13 protein-coding genes are annotated in these 16,655 nt (G+C 66.2%); 2 read left to right on the plus strand and 11 right to left on the minus strand.

Translation table 11 applies throughout. The features are described 5' to 3' along the window. Nucleotides 1-5: 5 nt before the first annotated feature. The 10 genes from LZC94_27375 to LZC94_27420 form a co-directional block, all read right to left on the minus strand. On the minus strand, nt 6-452 hold the full coding sequence (locus LZC94_27375; GenBank protein WXB11570.1) for a hypothetical protein: 447 nt from the start codon (nt 450-452) through the stop codon (nt 6-8). Nucleotides 453-577: 125 nt separating this feature from the next. Continuing rightward, the gene (locus tag LZC94_27380) at nt 578-2,140 is read right to left on the minus strand and encodes a SpoVR family protein (protein WXB11571.1); all 1,563 of its coding nucleotides are present in this window, start codon (nt 2,138-2,140) and stop codon (nt 578-580) included. A 34-nt stretch (nt 2,141-2,174) separates the two neighbouring features. Further along, nucleotides 2,175-3,290, minus strand: coding sequence for a DUF444 family protein (locus LZC94_27385; GenBank protein ID WXB11572.1), 1,116 nt, complete (start codon nt 3,288-3,290; stop codon nt 2,175-2,177). A gap of 95 nt (nt 3,291-3,385) precedes the next feature. Next, nucleotides 3,386-5,119 (minus strand): S8 family peptidase, encoded by a 1,734-nt coding sequence (locus LZC94_27390; protein ID WXB11573.1) that lies wholly within the window; start codon nt 5,117-5,119, stop codon nt 3,386-3,388. Between the two features lie 108 nt (nt 5,120-5,227). Next, nucleotides 5,228-6,082 carry a hypothetical protein gene (locus LZC94_27395; GenBank protein WXB11574.1) on the minus strand — a complete coding sequence of 285 codons (855 nt, stop codon included), beginning with the start codon at nt 6,080-6,082 and terminating at the stop codon, nt 5,228-5,230. A 10-nt stretch (nt 6,083-6,092) separates the two neighbouring features. Further along, nucleotides 6,093-7,175 carry a lipoyl synthase gene (gene lipA / locus LZC94_27400; GenBank protein WXB11575.1) on the minus strand — a complete coding sequence of 361 codons (1,083 nt, stop codon included), beginning with the start codon at nt 7,173-7,175 and terminating at the stop codon, nt 6,093-6,095. Between the two features lie 131 nt (nt 7,176-7,306). Continuing rightward, nucleotides 7,307-7,612: a hypothetical protein gene (locus LZC94_27405; GenBank protein ID WXB11576.1), complete on the minus strand. Its 306-nt coding sequence runs from the start codon at nt 7,610-7,612 to the stop codon at nt 7,307-7,309. Nucleotides 7,613-7,632: 20 nt separating this feature from the next. Further along, the gene (locus LZC94_27410) at nt 7,633-8,538 is read right to left on the minus strand and encodes a hypothetical protein (protein WXB11577.1); all 906 of its coding nucleotides are present in this window, start codon (nt 8,536-8,538) and stop codon (nt 7,633-7,635) included. A gap of 110 nt (nt 8,539-8,648) precedes the next feature. After that, nucleotides 8,649-9,803 carry an efflux RND transporter periplasmic adaptor subunit gene (locus tag LZC94_27415; protein WXB11578.1) on the minus strand — a complete coding sequence of 385 codons (1,155 nt, stop codon included), beginning with the start codon at nt 9,801-9,803 and terminating at the stop codon, nt 8,649-8,651. Next, a complete protein-coding gene (locus LZC94_27420) occupies nt 9,803-13,072 on the minus strand; it encodes an efflux RND transporter permease subunit (protein ID WXB11579.1) in 3,270 nt (1,089 codons plus the stop codon). The genes LZC94_27415 and LZC94_27420 overlap by 1 nt, the downstream gene beginning before the upstream one ends. Nucleotides 13,073-13,300: 228 nt before the next feature. Here LZC94_27420 and LZC94_27425 point away from each other — a divergent pair, with 228 nt between their 5' ends. Further along, nucleotides 13,301-13,768: a MarR family transcriptional regulator gene (locus LZC94_27425; protein WXB11580.1), complete on the plus strand. Its 468-nt coding sequence runs from the start codon at nt 13,301-13,303 to the stop codon at nt 13,766-13,768. Between the two features lie 25 nt (nt 13,769-13,793). Here LZC94_27425 and mtnA read toward each other — a convergent pair whose 3' ends face one another. Then, the gene (gene mtnA / locus LZC94_27430; GenBank protein ID WXB11581.1) at nt 13,794-14,936 is read right to left on the minus strand and encodes an S-methyl-5-thioribose-1-phosphate isomerase; all 1,143 of its coding nucleotides are present in this window, start codon (nt 14,934-14,936) and stop codon (nt 13,794-13,796) included. A 78-nt stretch (nt 14,937-15,014) separates the two neighbouring features. On the opposite strand from mtnA, the gene LZC94_27435 reads away from it, so the two are divergent. Further along, the gene (locus tag LZC94_27435; protein ID WXB11582.1) at nt 15,015-16,655 is read left to right on the plus strand and encodes an ATP-binding protein; all 1,641 of its coding nucleotides are present in this window, start codon (nt 15,015-15,017) and stop codon (nt 16,653-16,655) included.

The following is a 16,655-nucleotide window of genomic DNA, read 5'->3' on the forward strand; positions in this document are numbered from 1 at the left end:
GCGGACTACTCGTGCTTGTCGTCGTCGTGATCGGCCGCATGTCGTTTGACCACCGCGTACGCGTGCGCCATCACGTCCCGCGCCGCCTCGAGCGCTCGTTCATCGGAGCGCGCGGTTCGGAGCGTGATGACTTGTCCTCCTGGCGCGCCGCGGGAGGGGTTCTCGAGGAGCACCTGGCACGCCGCGCGCACCGCCTCCGGCACGTCCCGCTCGCGCGAGAGCGCCGACAGATGATCGATGTAGCTGCGCCCCCACGCGGGGTTCGGCACCACGATGAGGGCCGCGTTCAGCGCCATGCCCGCCGCGCGCTTGGCCCCGGCGAGCCCGGCGCGCGCATTGTGTGCTTTGAACGCCGCCTCCGCCGCGCGGATCTCGTGCAGCGCCGCGGAAATCCATTGGTCCGGCGAGAACTTGTACAGCCAATGCGCGGGATCGCGGACGAAGGTGCCCACGTGAGGAGTTATAGAGCAACCTTCGTCCAGAAAGAATACGCCCGCGGGCTCGTCGCGCTGCATCGGCAATTCCCAGGTCTCTCCAGCTTTTTCCAGAGTTCTCGAGGTTTTCCGCGGGCGGAGCGCTACTCGCGCCGGAGGTGGCGGGTGGTGTGCTCGCGACCGTCGTAGCGCATCATGACGGGCTTGGCCTCGACGTGCGTGGTGAGGTTCACCGGGCGCTTCCAGATCCGCACCAGGCTGCGCAGCACCTCGCGCGCCCAGTCTGCGCGGAGGTCGAGCCCTTGGTGGTCGTGGCGCAGGAGCAGCTCGCCGCGGTTCTCGAAGTTGGCGTCCTCCACGTAGATGAAGGGGTTGCCGCCGTTGGTGAGCTGGAAGAGCAGCTTCTCCTTCACCGCCTTGAACTCGCGCGTCTCGATCTCGTAGCGCTCGTTGCGATTGGACCACTGATACGAAAACATTTTGTGGTCCCGCACGAAGTCGGGGGTCAAAAACTCGTCGATGAACGTAATGTCGTTGTAGAGCGCGCGCACCTCGAAGATCTTCTTCTTCCCGAGGCCGAGGCGGAGATTCCAATTCTTCTTGGCCGCCAGATCGTCGCAGTCTTCCCACTCTTTGCCGAACTGCCCGCGGTCCCACCGCTCTTCGATGTGGCGGAAAAGCTCGATACCCAATTTGTAAGGATTGAGCTGGCCGCGGCTGGTGGCCAGAACGCCGGCCGCGTGATCGGCATAATCGATGATCTCCGAGGCATCGAGGATCTTCTCGGTCATCAACTTGGAATGCCAATACGAGGCCCAGCCCTCGTTCATGATCTTGGTCTGTATTTGAGGCTGGAAGTAATAAGCCTCTTCGCGGACCACCTCGAGCACGTCGTGCTCCCAGCGATCGAGCGGCGCGTGGTCCAAGAGGAACTTCAAGACGTCTCGCTCGGGGCGCGCGGGGAACTTCTTCTCTTTCTCCTTCTCGGCCTCGATCTTCTGGCGCTGCTGCTCGAGGTACTCCTCGGGGTTGATGAACGACTCCATGTAATCTTTGGAGCGCAGGCGCGGTATTTCGGTGGCCTTCTCCTCCACGTCCGGATCCTTGGTCGCGCGCGTGCCCTTGAACGGGGCGTGCGGATCGATGAGGTTCTCGAGCGAGAGGCAATGGTCGATGAACTCTTCGACTTTGTTGATGCCCTGCCGCGCCACGTGCCGGCGGATGCGCGCGCCGTGGTTGGCCATCTTGTCGATCCAGCGGCGGTTGGGATCGTAGTCCTTGGGGCGGCTGGCGGGATCGGTGGTCTTGCCGCCGGTGTCGAGATCGGTGGAGCGGAAGGCGTAGTTGTTCTTGAAGAAATCGACGTGGCCGCACACGTGGGCCATGACCAGCTTCTGATCGACCAGCGAGTTACCCTCGAGCAGATAGGCGTACGAAGGGTTGTTGTTGATGACCATCTCGTAAATCTTCGAGAGGCCGTACTCGTAGCTCTTGGCGAGCCGCTCGTACTCCATGCCGAACCGCCAATGCGGGAAGCGGTTGGGGAACCCCATGTACGCCGCGATTTCGTTCATCTGGTCGTACGTGAGGATCTCGAAGACGATGGGGAAGAAATCCAAGCCCTGCGCGGCCGCCAGCTTTTGAATCTTCTCTTGCTCGACGCGCAAATACTGAGGAAGCGCTGTCCGAAGGGCAAACTCGCTCATGAATGTCGCTCTCGCCTTTCTCGCTCGTGACTCGTCACGCGCCCTTGCCCAAGAACTCCTTGATGCTCCCGACGATGGCGTCCTTGTCGCGGATCTCGCTGGTGATGACGCGCTCGTCCTTGGAGAAGTGGTCGCGCAGATCCTTGATGAACTGGCCCGAGCCATAGGGGCTCTCGACCTGGCCGTAGGCGAACATGTTCACGCGCGGCAGGACCTTCTGCTTCAGGAGCTCCACGCAGTGGAGCGTGTCGTCCATCGACCAGTTGTCGCCGTCCGAGAAGTGGAAGGGGTAGATGTTCCACTCCTCCGGCGGGTAGTGATCGTCGATGAGCTGCGCGCAGAGCTTGTAGGCGCTCGAGATCATGGTGCCGCCGCTCTCGCGCGTGTGGAAGAAGGTCTCGCGATCGACCTCGCGCGCCACGGCGTCGTGGATGATGTAGCGGCTCTCCAGGCCCTTGTACTGGCGCTGGAGCCACGTATCGATCCAGAAGCTCTCGATGCGGACGATCTCCTTTTGCTCGTCGCCCATGGAGCCGGAGACGTCCATCATGTAGATGATGACCGCGTTGGCGACGGGCTCGGCCTGCGTCTTCCAACTTCGGAATCGCTTGTCGTCCGGGATGGGCACCACGATGGGCCGATCGGCCGAGTAGGAGCCCATGGAAATCTGCCGTTTGAGCGCCTCGCGGTAGGTGCGGCGGAAGTGGCGCAGCGACTCGGGGCCCACGCGGCGGATGCCGGTGTAGCGGTCCTTCTCGTTGATGATCTTGGACTTGCCCTTGTCGCGAATGTCGGGGAGCTCGAGCTCCTCGCCCAGGATGGCGGCCAGCTCGTCGAGGGTGACGTCCACCTCGAGCACGTGCTCCCCGGCACCCTCGCCCGCCTTGCGTCCCCCCTCGCCCTGTTCGTCTCCTTGATCGCCGCCGACGGGATCGCCGGGATTGCCGTCGCCCTGACCGGCGCCGCCTTGCTGGCGATCGCTGTATCGAAAGCGAGGTATCTCGATCTGAGGGATGGGGATCGAGACGAGATCCTTTCCCTTTCGACCTATCAGCTCACCCTGCGAAATATACTTCCGGAGATTTTGCCGAATCCGCCCGCGCACGATGTTGCGAAAACGCGAGTGATCCTGGTCGATCTTGAGCGACATGTAGAACTAGAGCTTTTCACATGGCAGTGCCTGAATCAAACCCAACCCTGACGATCCCATCTTTCCCGTCTGCCATGCGACCGCGCGGGATCGTTTCAGGCCTTCTTATCCAGCGTGATGCGCGCAATCCACACACAAAGGAGCGCATTGAGCGCGGTCCACACCCGCAGGAGGGTCGCACCCAAGGGGAACGAGACCTCCGCAAAGAGCGCCAGGGTGGAGAGTAGCGCAGCCGAACCCACCGCGATGCCGCCGATGGTGGGCCGCAGGCGCTTGGCGCCGAAGAAAAATACGGTGAGGACCATGGTGGGCAGCGCCGAGGCGAGCGGTAGCCAGCGATGGACGTTGGTCCCGAGGATCAAATCCCACTCGCCCAGCGGGCGCATCCCGAGCTCGACCACCCAGCGGAACGGCCCCGCGAGCGCAGGGAGCCCGAGCAGCGGCGCAAACGGGACGAGGCCCACACCTGCGAGCAAGGCGCCGAAGAGGGTGCCAGGGCCCGCGGAGACCTCGCCGCCGCGCTTCTTGATGCGGCTCGCGACCAGCAAGAAGACGCCGAGCAGCGCGACCAGCCGCGCGATCACGTGGGTCCAGTGCACATGGGCCACCGCGGCGCCGGTGTCGAGCACGCCCGCGCCGTAGAGTTGGGGATCGTCCTTTGGCTTGGCGGTCTTGGCCAAGGCGCTGCGGATCGCTTCGGGCTCGGTCACGCCGAGGCCGACGAGCATGGCGGCCGATCCCGCCACGTGCGGCGACGCCATGCTGGTGCCGTTGAAGGTGCCAAAGATTTCGCACTTGTTTCGGCCGCCCTCGCAGATGGTCTGCTGGGTGACGGACACGCCGGGCGCGCCGATCGCCACCTGCGGGCCGCGCGAGGAGAACCAGGCGATCTTGTCGTCTTGGTCGGTGGCGCTCACGGCGATGACGCCGGGGTAGGCCGCGGGGTAGCCAACGGATTTTCCGCTGTTTCCGGCCGCGGCCACCACCACCACGCCCTTGGAGAGGGCATGGTTGACGGCGTCCTTCAAGATACCCGCCGGCGCGGGACCGCCGAGGCTCATGTTGATGACCTGCGCGCCGTTGTCGGCCGCGTAGCGAATGCCTTCGGCCACGTCGGCCAGGGTTCCCCAGCCGTGGCGGTTGAGGACTTTGACGGGCATGAGGCGCGCGCAATAGGCGAGGCCGGCCACGCCTTTTTCATTGTTCGTGGTCTGCGCGATCGTCCCGGCGACGTGGGTGCCGTGGCCTTGATCGTCGTACGCCTCGGGCGTGTCGTTGACGAAGTTGTAGCCGCCGCCGCAGCGGGTGCCGGTGAGATCGGAGCCGCGGGAGAACGGGCCTTTGTCGTAGCAGGCGACGCCGGTATCGATGACGGCGACCGTGACCCCTTCGCCGCACGCATAGTCCCACGCGCGCTCGGCGCCCACGCGCTGCAGGTGCCACTGCTTGGACGCGTAGAGCGGATCGTTGGGGACGAAGGACGCGCGGTAGACGGCCATCGGCTCGACGTGCTCGACCCGCGGATCGCGCGCGAGGCGCTCGATGATGCCCGCTTCGTCGGCGGGCGAGACCTTGGCGATTTCGATCTTTTCGCGGTCGCTGAAGATGCTGTTCGCGCGCAAGGACAGGCCATAGTTCCGCGCCAGGTCGGCGATGTCGGTCGCGGTGGCATCGTTGCGCAGGTCGACCGCGATCTCGCCGGCGAGGTTTTCGGCCGTCGGATCCAGCTCGGAGTCGTCCCGATCCGCGGCGCGCGCGATGCCGGGGGTGGCCAGCATGAGCGCGGACAATGCCGCCAGTGACGCCGTCGTCGTCCAAGTCTTGTTCATAGGAGCTCCTACGGGGGAAGTTTGCGTCGGATCTGGCCCGTACGCCAACGCGCCGGCCGAACGTTCGCAGTTTTTAACGATGTGCCGGAGCCGCCCGAGGGCGCAGGCTCAGTGTTTCGCGCCGTTTCGCGCGGGATTTGACGCAGGAGGTCGGGCCTTGGGCTCCTTGCGGTCGAGGTCGCGAAAGCGCTGCTCGGGGCCGCGCGGCCAGTAAAAAACGACGCCCGTGAAGTCGGAGCCGTCGTCGGGGCGAAAGGAGTGCTTGGCGTTGGGCGGGATCACGGCAATCTGGCGCGGGCCGAGTCGCTTCGGCTGACCGTCGACGGTGACGATGCCGCTGGCGTGAACGGCGCAGAAGACCTCCCAGCTGCCGTCGTGCACATGCTCCGCAACGGGGACCGAGCCCGAAAGGCGGCCCACGAAGGCGCCCGTCAGCTCGCGCTCCACGTCCAAGTGCGCATGCATTTTCCCGGCGGCCCAGGTGAGCTCGGGCGCGGCGCTGGCCCGCACGGTTCGGTGGGCGAGGAGCGGCGCTGGCTCTTTTGGCGGCCGCGGGGTGCATGGATCGGTGCGGACGGCGGCCACGAGCGCGAGGCCGGTGCCGGACACGGAGAGGGAGCCCTCGCCTTCGGTGACCAGAAAATCGCCGGGGGCTAGCTCATCGCCGCGGGCGCTCCCCTTCCCTCGCACCACGCTGACCACGATTTGCTCGCACGTTCGCACCGCCAGCGGGGTACCGTCGGTGCGAAGGTCGATGAAGGTGGCCGTCACCGGGGGGGTCGAAGCGCTGGGTGGAGCGGATGCGTCGACATCGGGAAAGGGCGACGAAGGTGATGGCGCCACGGTGAGCGGGGGTCCGACCACCACGCCCACCTCTTCTTTGTGTCCGCACTGGCTGCACCACATCAGCGCGGAGGCGAAGACCGCCGCGATCCTCGTTCCGAACGACGCGAGCGGCCCCATCGTGATTAACCTATACCTCGGGGGCGCGTCGTACCAAGCTCGAGGCTGGAATCAACGAGGCGGCGGCGCGGGATGCGAGCTCGCTCACGGTGCGCGGTACGCCACCGGCCTCGCCGTCGATGCGGGCGGCGGCGGCTTGCGCCTCGGCCAGGCGCTCGGACAAGAGGCTCTTGGCCGCCTCGGGATCGCCGGGGCGGAGCACGCTTTTGACGAACACCTCGGCCGCTTTGTAGGAGCTTCGAACCAGGGGCGCGCTGGCGGCGAAGGCAAAGCCGAGCTCCTTCGCCTTCTGCTCGTAGCGCGCGAACTGCTCCGGCGTGACATAGCGGTCGACGGGGGCGTGCTTGGGGGTGGGGCGCAGGTACTGTCCGATGGTCACCAGGTCGACGCCTGCCGTGCGAAGATCGGCCAGGGTCTCCTCGACCTCGTCGTCCTGCTCGCCGATGCCGACCATGATGCTCGACTTGGTGATGCGCTCCGGATCGCGCTCCTTGACGCGGCGAAGGACGGCCAACGACTGCTCGTAGCTGCAGCGAACGTCGCGGATGCGGCGCTGCAGGCGTTTGACCACCTCGATGTTGTGCGCCCAGACGTGGGGCTGGGCGTCCACCGTGGTGTCGACGTACGAGAGGTGCCCGCCGAAGTCGCCCAGCAAGGTCTCGATGAGAATATCGGGCCGCAGCTCGCGGAGCCGGGTGACCGTGCGCGCCACGTGGGAGGCGCCGCCGTCCAGCAAATCGTCGCGGTCGACCATGGTCATGACCACGTACTGGAGGCCCAGGCGGGCGATGGCGCGGGCCACGTGCTCGGGCTCCCGCACATCCACGGCGCCGCGCGGATCGCCGGTGGTCACCGCGCAGAAGCGGCAGCCGCGGGTGCACACGTCCCCGAGGAGCATGACGGTGGCCGTGCCCTCGGACCAGCACTCGCCCACGTTGGGGCAGCGAGCCTCTTCGCACACGGTGTGCAGGTCGAGCTCGCGAAAGGTTTCTTTCAGGCGGCCATACGACTCGCCGCCGGGGGCTCGGACTTTGAGCCACGGTGGCTTGGGGGCAAAACGCGGGGGTTTGTCGGCGCTGGTGGGGACGGACACGCTGCGAACGTAGTCCCGGGGCGCCATACCGTCAAATGCCCCGGCGCAGACAACGTTCGCAATCGCCGTTCAAAACGGGCGTTTGCTACCGGCGCGCGCAGCACGCGCGGCGAGCCGGCTCGCGAGCCGTGCTACGCGTCGCGAAAGAGCTCGTCGACGGAGGCGACGGTGACTGCGCGGCGGACCCACCGCTCGAGCACGGCGAGGTCCGAGCACGCGAGGATGCGATCCCGAGCATCGTCCGGGACGTGGATCTGGCGCGCTTCCAGGACCGCAACCACCGCCTTGGCTTGGCCGGTGGCTTGGCCCTTTTCCATGCCTTTTTCCATGCCCTTTTCGATGCCTTTTTCCATGCCCTTTTCCGTGGCTTCCGCAATGTCCTCGGCCATCAGGCGCTTGTACGTTTCGCTCTTGAATTTGTAGCCGGTGAGGTCCATCGCGATTTCCAGCGAACCTCTTACGCGTCGCGAAAGAGCTCGTCGACGGAGGCGACGGTGACTGCGCGGCGGACCCACCGCTCGAGCACGGCGAGGTCCGAGCACGCGAGGATGCGATCCCGAGCATCGTCCGGGACCTGGATCTGGCGCGCTTCCAGGACCGCAACCACCGCCTTGGCTTGGCCGGTGGCTTGGCCCTTTTCGATGCCTTTTTCTGTGGCTTCCGCAATGTCCTCGGCCATCAGGCGCTTGTACGTTTCGCTCTTGAATTTGTAGCCGGTGAGGTCCATCTCGAATTCCAGAATAGCACGGTCTCCGGCGTGGAGGGCCGAGAGGACCAGGTCCAAGTAGAGTGTACGACGCGGCTCCGGCAATGCGAGCGAGACGGTCGCTCGAGCGGCCGAGCGCCCCACCTCGAGCCCCCGCTGTGTCTTGCCGTGGACCAACGCCGAGAGAATGGCCAGCTCGAGCGTCGCGCGCGCCTGATCTTCGGATGTCACCACCGGGATATCCGAGGGGCCAATCACGAGGGGCGTGAACGGGGAGCCGACTTGCACCGTCTCAATCGGCTTGCGTGCCCATCGCGCGATCGCCTCGGTCTCGGCAAGAACGACGAGCACGATCTGACAACGGAGCTGCGCATGAAGCGCCGCGTTGTAGAGAGGCCATGACGCCCGCTTGTCCGGATCTTCGCCGCGCTGAATCTCTCCGACGATCCCCATCACCGGCCGGCCGCCTTGCCGGAGCGTCATCACCAGATCCGCGCGGAACGCAGCAGGAAAGACTTGGGTGAAGTCGGCCTGCTCGATGCGCGCTTCGGTGTGGGCCGGCACCGCGACGCCCAAGAGATCGCGCAGCAACTCGGCCACGAGCTCGGGATGTTCGCGCAAGAGTAAGAGCGGAGCTTCGTGCTCGCGGGTCGGCATGGATAGCGACGCTAGCAGCCTCGTCGTCGCTGGGCGAAATGACCGACCCCGGCGGGGCCTGGAGCCCAACCGGGGTCGCGAGGGTCGAGCTACGGCTCGTTCAACTTCGGTTACGGCTTGTTCAACGCGGTCATCTTCTCTTTCGCGGCGATCTGCACCTTGGCGCCGTCGATGACGGAGTCGCCGGGGTGCAGGATCACGCTGTCGCCGGGGTTGAGGCCCTCTCTGAGGTAGACGTTGATCCCGTCGGTGTCGCCCACGTCGACGGGCGCGAGCGCGGCCTTGCCGTCGCGGACCGCGAAGACCATGGTCTTGCCGCCGCGGAAGACCAAGGAGTCGGAGGGCACGGTGATCGCCGGGGGGGTGGCGAGCTGCAATTTGGCGCGCACGAACACGCCCGGGTAGAGCACGCCTTCTTTGTTGTCGACCTCGATTTCGGTGAGCATCGTGCGGGTCTTGGGATCGAGATCGCGCGAGAAGCGGGTCACGTTGGCTTGCAGCTTCTTCTCGGGGAACTGATCGGTCCACAGGGTGACGGGATCGTTCTCGTGCACGAACAGCGCTTCGCTCTGCGCCAGGAAGATGCGCACGCGCACCTTGTTCATGTCCGCGATTTCGACCAGGGGGAGCGCGGCTTGGGAGGAGGTGGCGGCTTGCAGGAGCGAGCCGGGATCGGCGTAGCGGGCGGTCACCACGCCGTCGAAGGGGGCGCGGATGACTTGGTAGCCTTGCAGCACCTCGATGCGTGCCTGCTGCGACTGGGCGATGGCCCGATCGGCGGTGGCCTTGTCGAGGGCCTGCTGGGTGACCAGGCCCTGCTTGGCGAGCGCCTGGTAGCGCTGCTCGACCAGCTGCTTGTTGTTCAAGTCGGCCTTGGTCTGCAGCAGATCCTGCTCGGTCTCGGGCGACTGCAGCACGCCCAGCACGTCGCCCGCGTGCACCCGCTGGCCTTTGTCGGTGCGCACCTCGCGCACATAGCCGCTCACCTTGGCGTAGAGGGTGGCGCGGCGAAGGGGGAAGACTTCGCCCATCAAGGTGATGCTCCGGCCGCCCGTGCTCTTGGCCACGGGCGCCGTTTGGACCAGCACGCCCTGGGCGATGTCGGCTTGGCGGGCGTCGCGCTCGGTGGCCTCGGCGGTGCGGCGACGGGAGGCGATGACGACGACCCCGATGACCGCCGCGACGACCAGGAGAATACCAACTACGTGAAACGATGCGCTGCGCTTCTCTTGCGGCGGCAGCGCGGCCTTCGAATCGGCTTCCATCAGGACGGACTCCCTTCCACATTCGGAGAGTGGCCGGCGACGGCCGGCTCGTAAATCGCACTGGCCTCGAGGTCGAACTTCGCGTCGAGCTTGTGCTTGGTCGGCGCCTTGCGGCGCAAGAGCGAATACATGAGCGGCACGATGAAGAGCGTGACGCCGGTGGCCACCAGAAGACCGCCGATGACGGCGCGGCCCAGCGGTGCGTTCTGCTCGCCGCCCTCACCGGTGCCGAGCGCCATCGGGATCATGCCGAGGATCATGGCCAGCGCGGTCATGAGGACCGGACGAAGGCGCGTTTTCCCGGCTTCGAGGGCGGCCGCGAGCGGCCCGATGTCGTTCTCCGCGCGCACCTCGTTGGCGAAGTTGACCACGAGGATGCTGTTCGACACCGCCACGCCGACGGCCATGATGGCGCCCATCATCGACTCGACGTTGAGCGTGGTGTGCGTGATGGCGAGCATCCACAGCACGCCCGAGAGCGCGCCCGGCACCGCGAACATGATGATGAACGGGTCCAGCCACGACTGGTAGAGGACCACCATGAGCACATAGACGAGCACCGCGGCGAGGATCAGGCCCGTTCCCAGGCTCAAGAACGAGGAGTTCATGCTCTCGCTCTGCCCGCGCAAGTTCAACTTGGTGTTGGGCGGCAGCTCCTTGAGCTCGGCCATCGCGCGCTTGATGTCGGTCGCCACGCTGCCGAGATCGCGCCCCTCGACGCTGGCCTGCACCTCGACCACGCGCTGCACCAAGGAGTGCGAAACGAGCGACTTGGTCTGAATGGGCCGGATCTGCGAGACGCCGCCGAGGTACGGGGTGACCCCGGGCGAGAGGCTCCCGCCGCCGGGTCCCGAGCCCGTCTCGGTGATGGCGTGGTTGCCGGTGGTGAGCGGCAGACCTTTCAGCTCCGCGACGGAGCCCATACGGTCGATGGGCGTCTGCACCACCACCGAGTAGTTGACGCCGTTCTGCGGGCTGACCCAGAACGACGGCGACACCAGGGAGCTGGAGCTGAGCGACGTGAGCAAGTTGCTCGAGATGTCGCGCTGCTGCAGGCCCACTTGCGCGGCGCGCTCGCGGTCCACATCGACTTGCAGCGCCGGGTGATCGAAGACCTGCGGGATGCGCACGTCGACCACGCCGGGGATGGCCTTGAGCTTTTGCTGGAGGACCTTGGCGACCTCCATGGACTTGTCCATGTCGCGCCCCTCGATCTCGATGTCGAGCGGCGCCGAGAGGCCGAAGTTGAGCACCTGGCTGATGATGTCCGCCGGCTGGAAGTACAGGTGCACGCCGGGGAAGCGCTGGGCGAACTCCTGCCGAAGCTTCTTCTGGTACACGGCGGTCGGCGCGTGGCCGTGGTGCAGCGAGACCAACACGTCGGCGTCTTGCCCGCCCACGCTGTCGGTCTGCACGAAGGCCAGGTTGTAAAAGATGGGCAGGCCGATGTTGTCGTTGATGTTGTCGAGATCCTTGGGCGGGATCACCTCGCGGATGGTCTGCTCCACTTGGGCGAGCAGCTGCTCGGTCTCCTCGATGCGCGTACCGGAAGGAGCGCGCACGTGCAGGCGCATCTGGCCCGCGTCGACCTGCGGGAAGAAGTCCATGCCGACCAGCTTCCCGAGCGGCAGGGTCACCACCACCACCGCCACGCCGATGCCGATGGTGAAGGCGCGGTGCTTCAGCACCAAGGAGAGCACCCGCGTGTAGCCGGCTTGCAGGCGATCGAAGCCGCGATCGCGGGCGCGGTTGAAGCGATCCCAGAGGCCGGGGCCGTCCGCGTGGAGCTTCTCCTTCTCCATGAGCATGCGCGAGAGGGTCGGCACCAGGGTTCGCGAGAGGACGTACGAGGCCATCATGGACATGACCACGGACAGGGCCAGCGGCACGAAGAGGAACTTGGCCGGCCCCGTGAGCATGACCACCGGGAAGAACACGATGCAGATGGTGAGGGTCGCCGCCAGCGCGGGGGTGGCGATCTCCTCGGCGCCATCGAGGATGGCCACCGTGAGCGGCTTTCCGAGGTGGCGGTTTCGGTGGATGTTCTCCACGGCCACCGTGGCGTCGTCGACCAACATGCCGATGGCGAGCGCCAGACCCCCGAGGGTCATGATGTTCAAGGTGTTGCCGGTCAAGAACAGACCGATGAGGGCCGAGAAGATGGCCAGCGGGATCGACGTCGACACGATGATGACGCTGCGCCAGCTGCCGAGGAACAGGAGGATCATCAAGGAGACCAGCAGCGAGGAGACCACCGCCTCGTGCAAGACGCCCTTGATGGCCGCGCGCACGAAGGTCGACTGGTCGAAGTCGATCTTGATCTCCATGCCCTCCGGCGCCGCCGCCTTGATGGAGGGGACCAGCTCCTTCGCCGAGTCGACGACGGCCAGGGTCGATGCGCTGGCCTTCTTCAAGATGGCCAAGTACGTGGCCCGCTGCCCGTTCACGCGGACGATGTTGTTCTGCACGGCAAAGCCGTCGTGCACCTTGGCCACGTCGCCGAGGAAGACCATGGCGCCGCCCACCGTCTTGATGGGCATCTTGTTGAAGTCGGCCACCACGTCGGGGCTGTTGTTGAGCGCGACGTCGTACTCGGTGTTGCCCATGCGCGCGGCGCCGGCCGGCTGCGTGAGGTTCGACTGCAGGAGCGCGGTCACCACGTCCTGCGCCGACAAGCCGTGCGACTGGACGGCGCCCGGATCGACGTCGACCATGATCTGCCGCTGCTTGCCGCCGTACGGTGCGGGGGTGGCGAGGCCGGGCACGGTAAAGAGGCGCAGGCGGATGAAGTTGATGCCGTAGTCGTAGAGCTGCTGCTCGGTGAGGGTCGAGCTCGAGACCGTCATCTGCGCGACCGGTACGTTGGACGCGTTGTAGCGGACGATGGTGGGTGGCTGCATGCCGGGCGGCATCAAGCGGAGGGCCGTCGAGGACACCGAGCCAACCTGCGCGATGGCGCCGCCGATGTCGGCGCCCGGCTCGAAGTAGAGCTTGACGATGGCCGTGCCGCTGATGGTCTGGGACTCGATGCGGGAGATGCCGTCGACCGTGCTCGAGTAGGCGCGCTCACTCAAAAACGTGACGCGCTTCTCCATGTCGTCGGCCGACATGCCCGGGTAGTTCCACACGACGAGCACGACCGGGATGTCGATCGTCGGGAAAATGTCCGCCCGCATGCGGGTGATCGAGAGCGACCCGAGGAGCAGGATGACGAACGAAAAAACGGCGATCGTGTACGGACGCCGTAGCGCGAGGCGAACTATCCACATGGTAGGGGCATTGCCGGTCGGGGCGCCGGGCGCTCCGAGAGCCTTCGAAAAAAGGGGTTGCGAGGTGGATAGTGTCGGGTAGTTGTTTCCGCAACGGTTGCGAAAGCAATTATTGAGTCCCACCTTCTGGGCAGGCTTACTTTCCGGTTAGAATCGACTGCTCGTGTTGACAACCTCGTTGGGCAAAACGCCCCAACGCCAGCCGCCCCGAGGCCCCCCGGCTCCACCATGGTCGAAGTGAAGGATTCCCCGCAGGTACAAACGAGCTCGGTGCTTTTGGCCGAAGAGATCAGCCGCCTCATCCTTCGCACCCGAAAGCGACTGTGGCACATGATGGCCGCCACCTTGGAAGAGCGCGGGGAGTCCAGCTTCGACTGGCCGGTGCTCTGTTACTTGGCGCGAAACGGGCCGAGCTCGCAGCGCGATCTCGCGTACGGCGTTGCGCAGCACCCCGCAGGTCTTTCGCGGCTGATCGAGGAGCTCGAAGGGAGAAAGTTGGTGCGACGCCGGGTGGATAAGAACGACCGCCGGCGGCAGCTGGTGGAGGCCACCGCCAAAGGCAAAGCGTGGGTCGATGATTTGACGCCCCACGTGTTCGCGGCGTTCGACCAGGCGCTGGGCGGTCTCGAGGACGACGAGCGCCACGTGCTTCGCAGCTTGCTCATCAAGTTGTTGGCGGCGCCCACGCCCGAGTGAGTCGTGGTTCGAGCTTGCTCGAGCTCTAGGGGAGCGAAGGCGCGAGGCGGGCCAGTGTTTCGGCGGTCAGCGGGGAGGCGGTGCCGCGTTCTGTGTAGAGTGCACGAATGAGGCGGAAGGGGGTGACGTCGAAGGACGGGTTGTGGGCGCGCACGCCGTCGGGCATGATTTGGACTTCGCTCTCGCCGATGGAGACGTGGGAGACTTCGCGCTCGCCGCGTTGCTCGATGGGGATATCGGCGCCGCTGGGGCACGCCAGGTCGACGGTGCTCCAGGGGGCGGCGACGTCGAAGGGGATGCCGTGCAGCTGGGCGAGGCAGGCCACGCCGTAGGTGCCGATCTTGTTCGCCACGTCGCCGTTGCGGGCGACGCGATCGGCGCCCACGATGACCTGGTCGATGAGGCCGCGCGCCATGAACGATGCGACCATGGAGTCGGTGATGGTCTCCACTTGGATGCCGTCTTTGTGCAGCTCCCAGGCGGTGAGGCGCGCGCCTTGGAGGAGCGGGCGCGTCTCCGCGGACAGGACGCGGATCTTCTTGCCGGCATCGCGCGCCGCGCGGATGACGCCCAAGGCGGTGCCGTAGCCGCCGGTGGCCAGCGCGCCCGCGTTGCAGTGCGTGAGGACGGTGGCGCCGTCGCGCACGTTGGCGGCGCCGAGCGCGCCCATGGCGCGGCACGCGGCGACGTCCTCCGAGTGAATGGCGCGCGCCTCGGCGCCGAGCGCGAGCACGCGTTGAATGGGTGCTTCGCCGGCGATGCGGGCGACGGTGCGGGCCATGCGATCGAGCGCCCACGCCAAGTTCACGGCGGTGGGGCGCGTGCGGCGGAGCAGCTTGTCGGCCGTCTGCATGGACTCGAGGAAGCGCTCGCGGGAGCCTTCGATGAAGCCGGCGGCGAGCACCAAGCCATAGGCGGCGGCGATGCCGATGGCGGGCGCGCCGCGGACCTTCATGGTGGAGATGGCGTCAGCGACTTGTTCGACCCGCGAGAAGATCTCGTAGCGCTCGATCCGCGGAAGGAGCCTTTGATCGAGCATCACCACGTGGCGATCGCCGGGCATCAGCTCCGCGGCGGAGAAGAGGCTTCCGCTCAGGGGCTCCGGGTGCGGGTGGGCGCGACCGGTCTTCAGTGTGGGGATGGGGGTTCCGCCGCCAATGCTGCTCACGAGAACGTTCTTACACGATTCTCGGTGCGCCAGATAGACTGGACCACCCTCACCCGAGATGCCAAATTTGCGTGAAGCATGCGCGTGGGGAGAGAGCCGGACGACGAGGTTCACGGAGCGCTTCGTCAGGTGGAAGAACGGTACCGCGTCCTGTTCGAGAAGGTCCCGGTCGGTGCATTTCTGTACGATCGTCACCTCCGCGTCACCGAAGCGAACCCTCGTGCGCTCCAATTGTGGCGCCATCGGCCGGAGCTCCCCTTTGCGGGGTTGGACCTGACGACCGCCCGGGATTTGCGCTGGCTCCCCGCGCTTCGATCGGTCTTCGAGGGAGAAACCGGGCGCTACGAAGGCCCCTACCGTCCTTTCGAGGACATGCCCGGCGGCGAGCTCGCGATCGCGCTGCACGCGTGGCCCGTTCGCGATGGCGACGGTGCGATCGGGCACGGCATGGCGTTCGTGGAGGATGTCACCGAGAAGCAGCAGCTGGCGCGCAAACTCAGCGAGCGCACCTTGATTCAAGCGCGCCTTTTGCAGTCGGACCGTATGGCGTCGGTGGGAACGCTGGCGGCCGGCGTGGCCCACGAGATCAACAACCCGCTCGCCTATGTGAAGGCCAACCTCGACGTGCTCGCTTCACGGCGCATTCCGCAGCTGGCCGTGCTCGTACGGGCGCTCGAAGAAGAGCGCATCGAGACATTCGACGGCGACCAGGCGCAAAACGTCTATGAGCTCTCGGAGCGGATCGCGCAAATCGGATCCATGGTCGATCTGGCGCGCGAGGGCTCCGAGCGGGTGCGCACCATCGTGCGCGATCTCAAGACGTTCTCGCGCGCGGACGAGGAGTCGATGACCCCCATCGACGTGGCGCGCGTGCTCGATGCCTCGGTGAACATGGCGTGGAACGAGATCCGGCACCGCGCCCGGCTCGTGAAAGACTACGGCGACGTGCCGCCGGTGGAGGCCAACGAGTCGCGCCTCGGGCAAGTGTTCCTGAACCTGCTGGTGAACGCGGCGCAGGCCATCCCCGAGGGGCGCGCGAGCGAGCACGAGATCCGGCTGCGCACGTTCCTCGATGGGTCGGAGCGGGTGGTGGTGGCCGTATCGGACACGGGCTCCGGGATCCCGCGCGACACCTTGGGCCGCATCTTCGATCCGTTCTTCACCACCAAGCCGATGGGCGTGGGAACGGGGCTCGGGCTCTGGATCTGCCAGGGCATCTTGACCGCGCTGGGCGGCGAAATCGCGGTGGACAGCGAGCCGGGGCGCGGTACCACCGTCACGTGTACACTTCCCCAACGCTACGTGATGACCCATCAGCCCCTTGAAAAGAGCGATCCACCGCCGAGCACGCGCCGCGGGCGCATCCTGATCGTCGACGACGAGCCGGCCCTCGGTCCATCGCTCGCCATCGCGCTCTCCGACGAGCACGACGTGCTCTTCACCCGCAGCGGGCGCGAGGCGCTCGAGCTCCTGGCCAAGGACGACGGGTTCGACGTGATCCTGTGCGACTTGATGATGCCCGATCTCACCGGCATGGACGTCTACGAGAAGCTCGAGGAGACGCGCAAAGACCTCGCCGATCGCATGATCTTCGTCACCGGCGGCAGCTTCACCGCCCGCAGCGCCGACTTCGTCGCGTCCATCGCGCCGCGCATCCTCGAAAAGCCGTTCGACGTGCAACGGCTGCGCGAGATCGTGCGGGCGCGGCTCGGCCGCTGA

Source organism: Sorangiineae bacterium MSr11954, from assembly GCA_037157815.1.
Lineage (GTDB): Bacteria > Myxococcota_A > Polyangia > Polyangiales > Polyangiaceae > Pendulispora > Pendulispora albinea.

Coding starts and splice junctions, on each gene's coding strand:
- LZC94_27380 (WXB11571.1), bottom strand. CDS start 2,140: ATGAGCGAGTTTGCCCTTCGGACAGCGCTTCCTCAGTATTTGCGCGTC.
- LZC94_27385 (WXB11572.1), bottom strand. CDS start 3,290: ATGTCGCTCAAGATCGACCAGGATCACTCGCGTTTTCGCAACATCGTG.
- LZC94_27390 (WXB11573.1), bottom strand. CDS start 5,119: ATGAACAAGACTTGGACGACGACGGCGTCACTGGCGGCATTGTCCGCG.
- LZC94_27395 (WXB11574.1), bottom strand. CDS start 6,082: ATGGGGCCGCTCGCGTCGTTCGGAACGAGGATCGCGGCGGTCTTCGCC.
- LZC94_27405 (WXB11576.1), bottom strand. CDS start 7,612: ATGGACCTCACCGGCTACAAATTCAAGAGCGAAACGTACAAGCGCCTG.
- LZC94_27410 (WXB11577.1), bottom strand. CDS start 8,538: ATGCCGACCCGCGAGCACGAAGCTCCGCTCTTACTCTTGCGCGAACAT.
- LZC94_27415 (WXB11578.1), bottom strand. CDS start 9,803: ATGGAAGCCGATTCGAAGGCCGCGCTGCCGCCGCAAGAGAAGCGCAGC.
- LZC94_27420 (WXB11579.1), bottom strand. CDS start 13,072: ATGTGGATAGTTCGCCTCGCGCTACGGCGTCCGTACACGATCGCCGTT.
- LZC94_27425 (WXB11580.1), top strand. CDS start 13,301: ATGGTCGAAGTGAAGGATTCCCCGCAGGTACAAACGAGCTCGGTGCTT.
- LZC94_27435 (WXB11582.1), top strand. CDS start 15,015: ATGCGCGTGGGGAGAGAGCCGGACGACGAGGTTCACGGAGCGCTTCGT.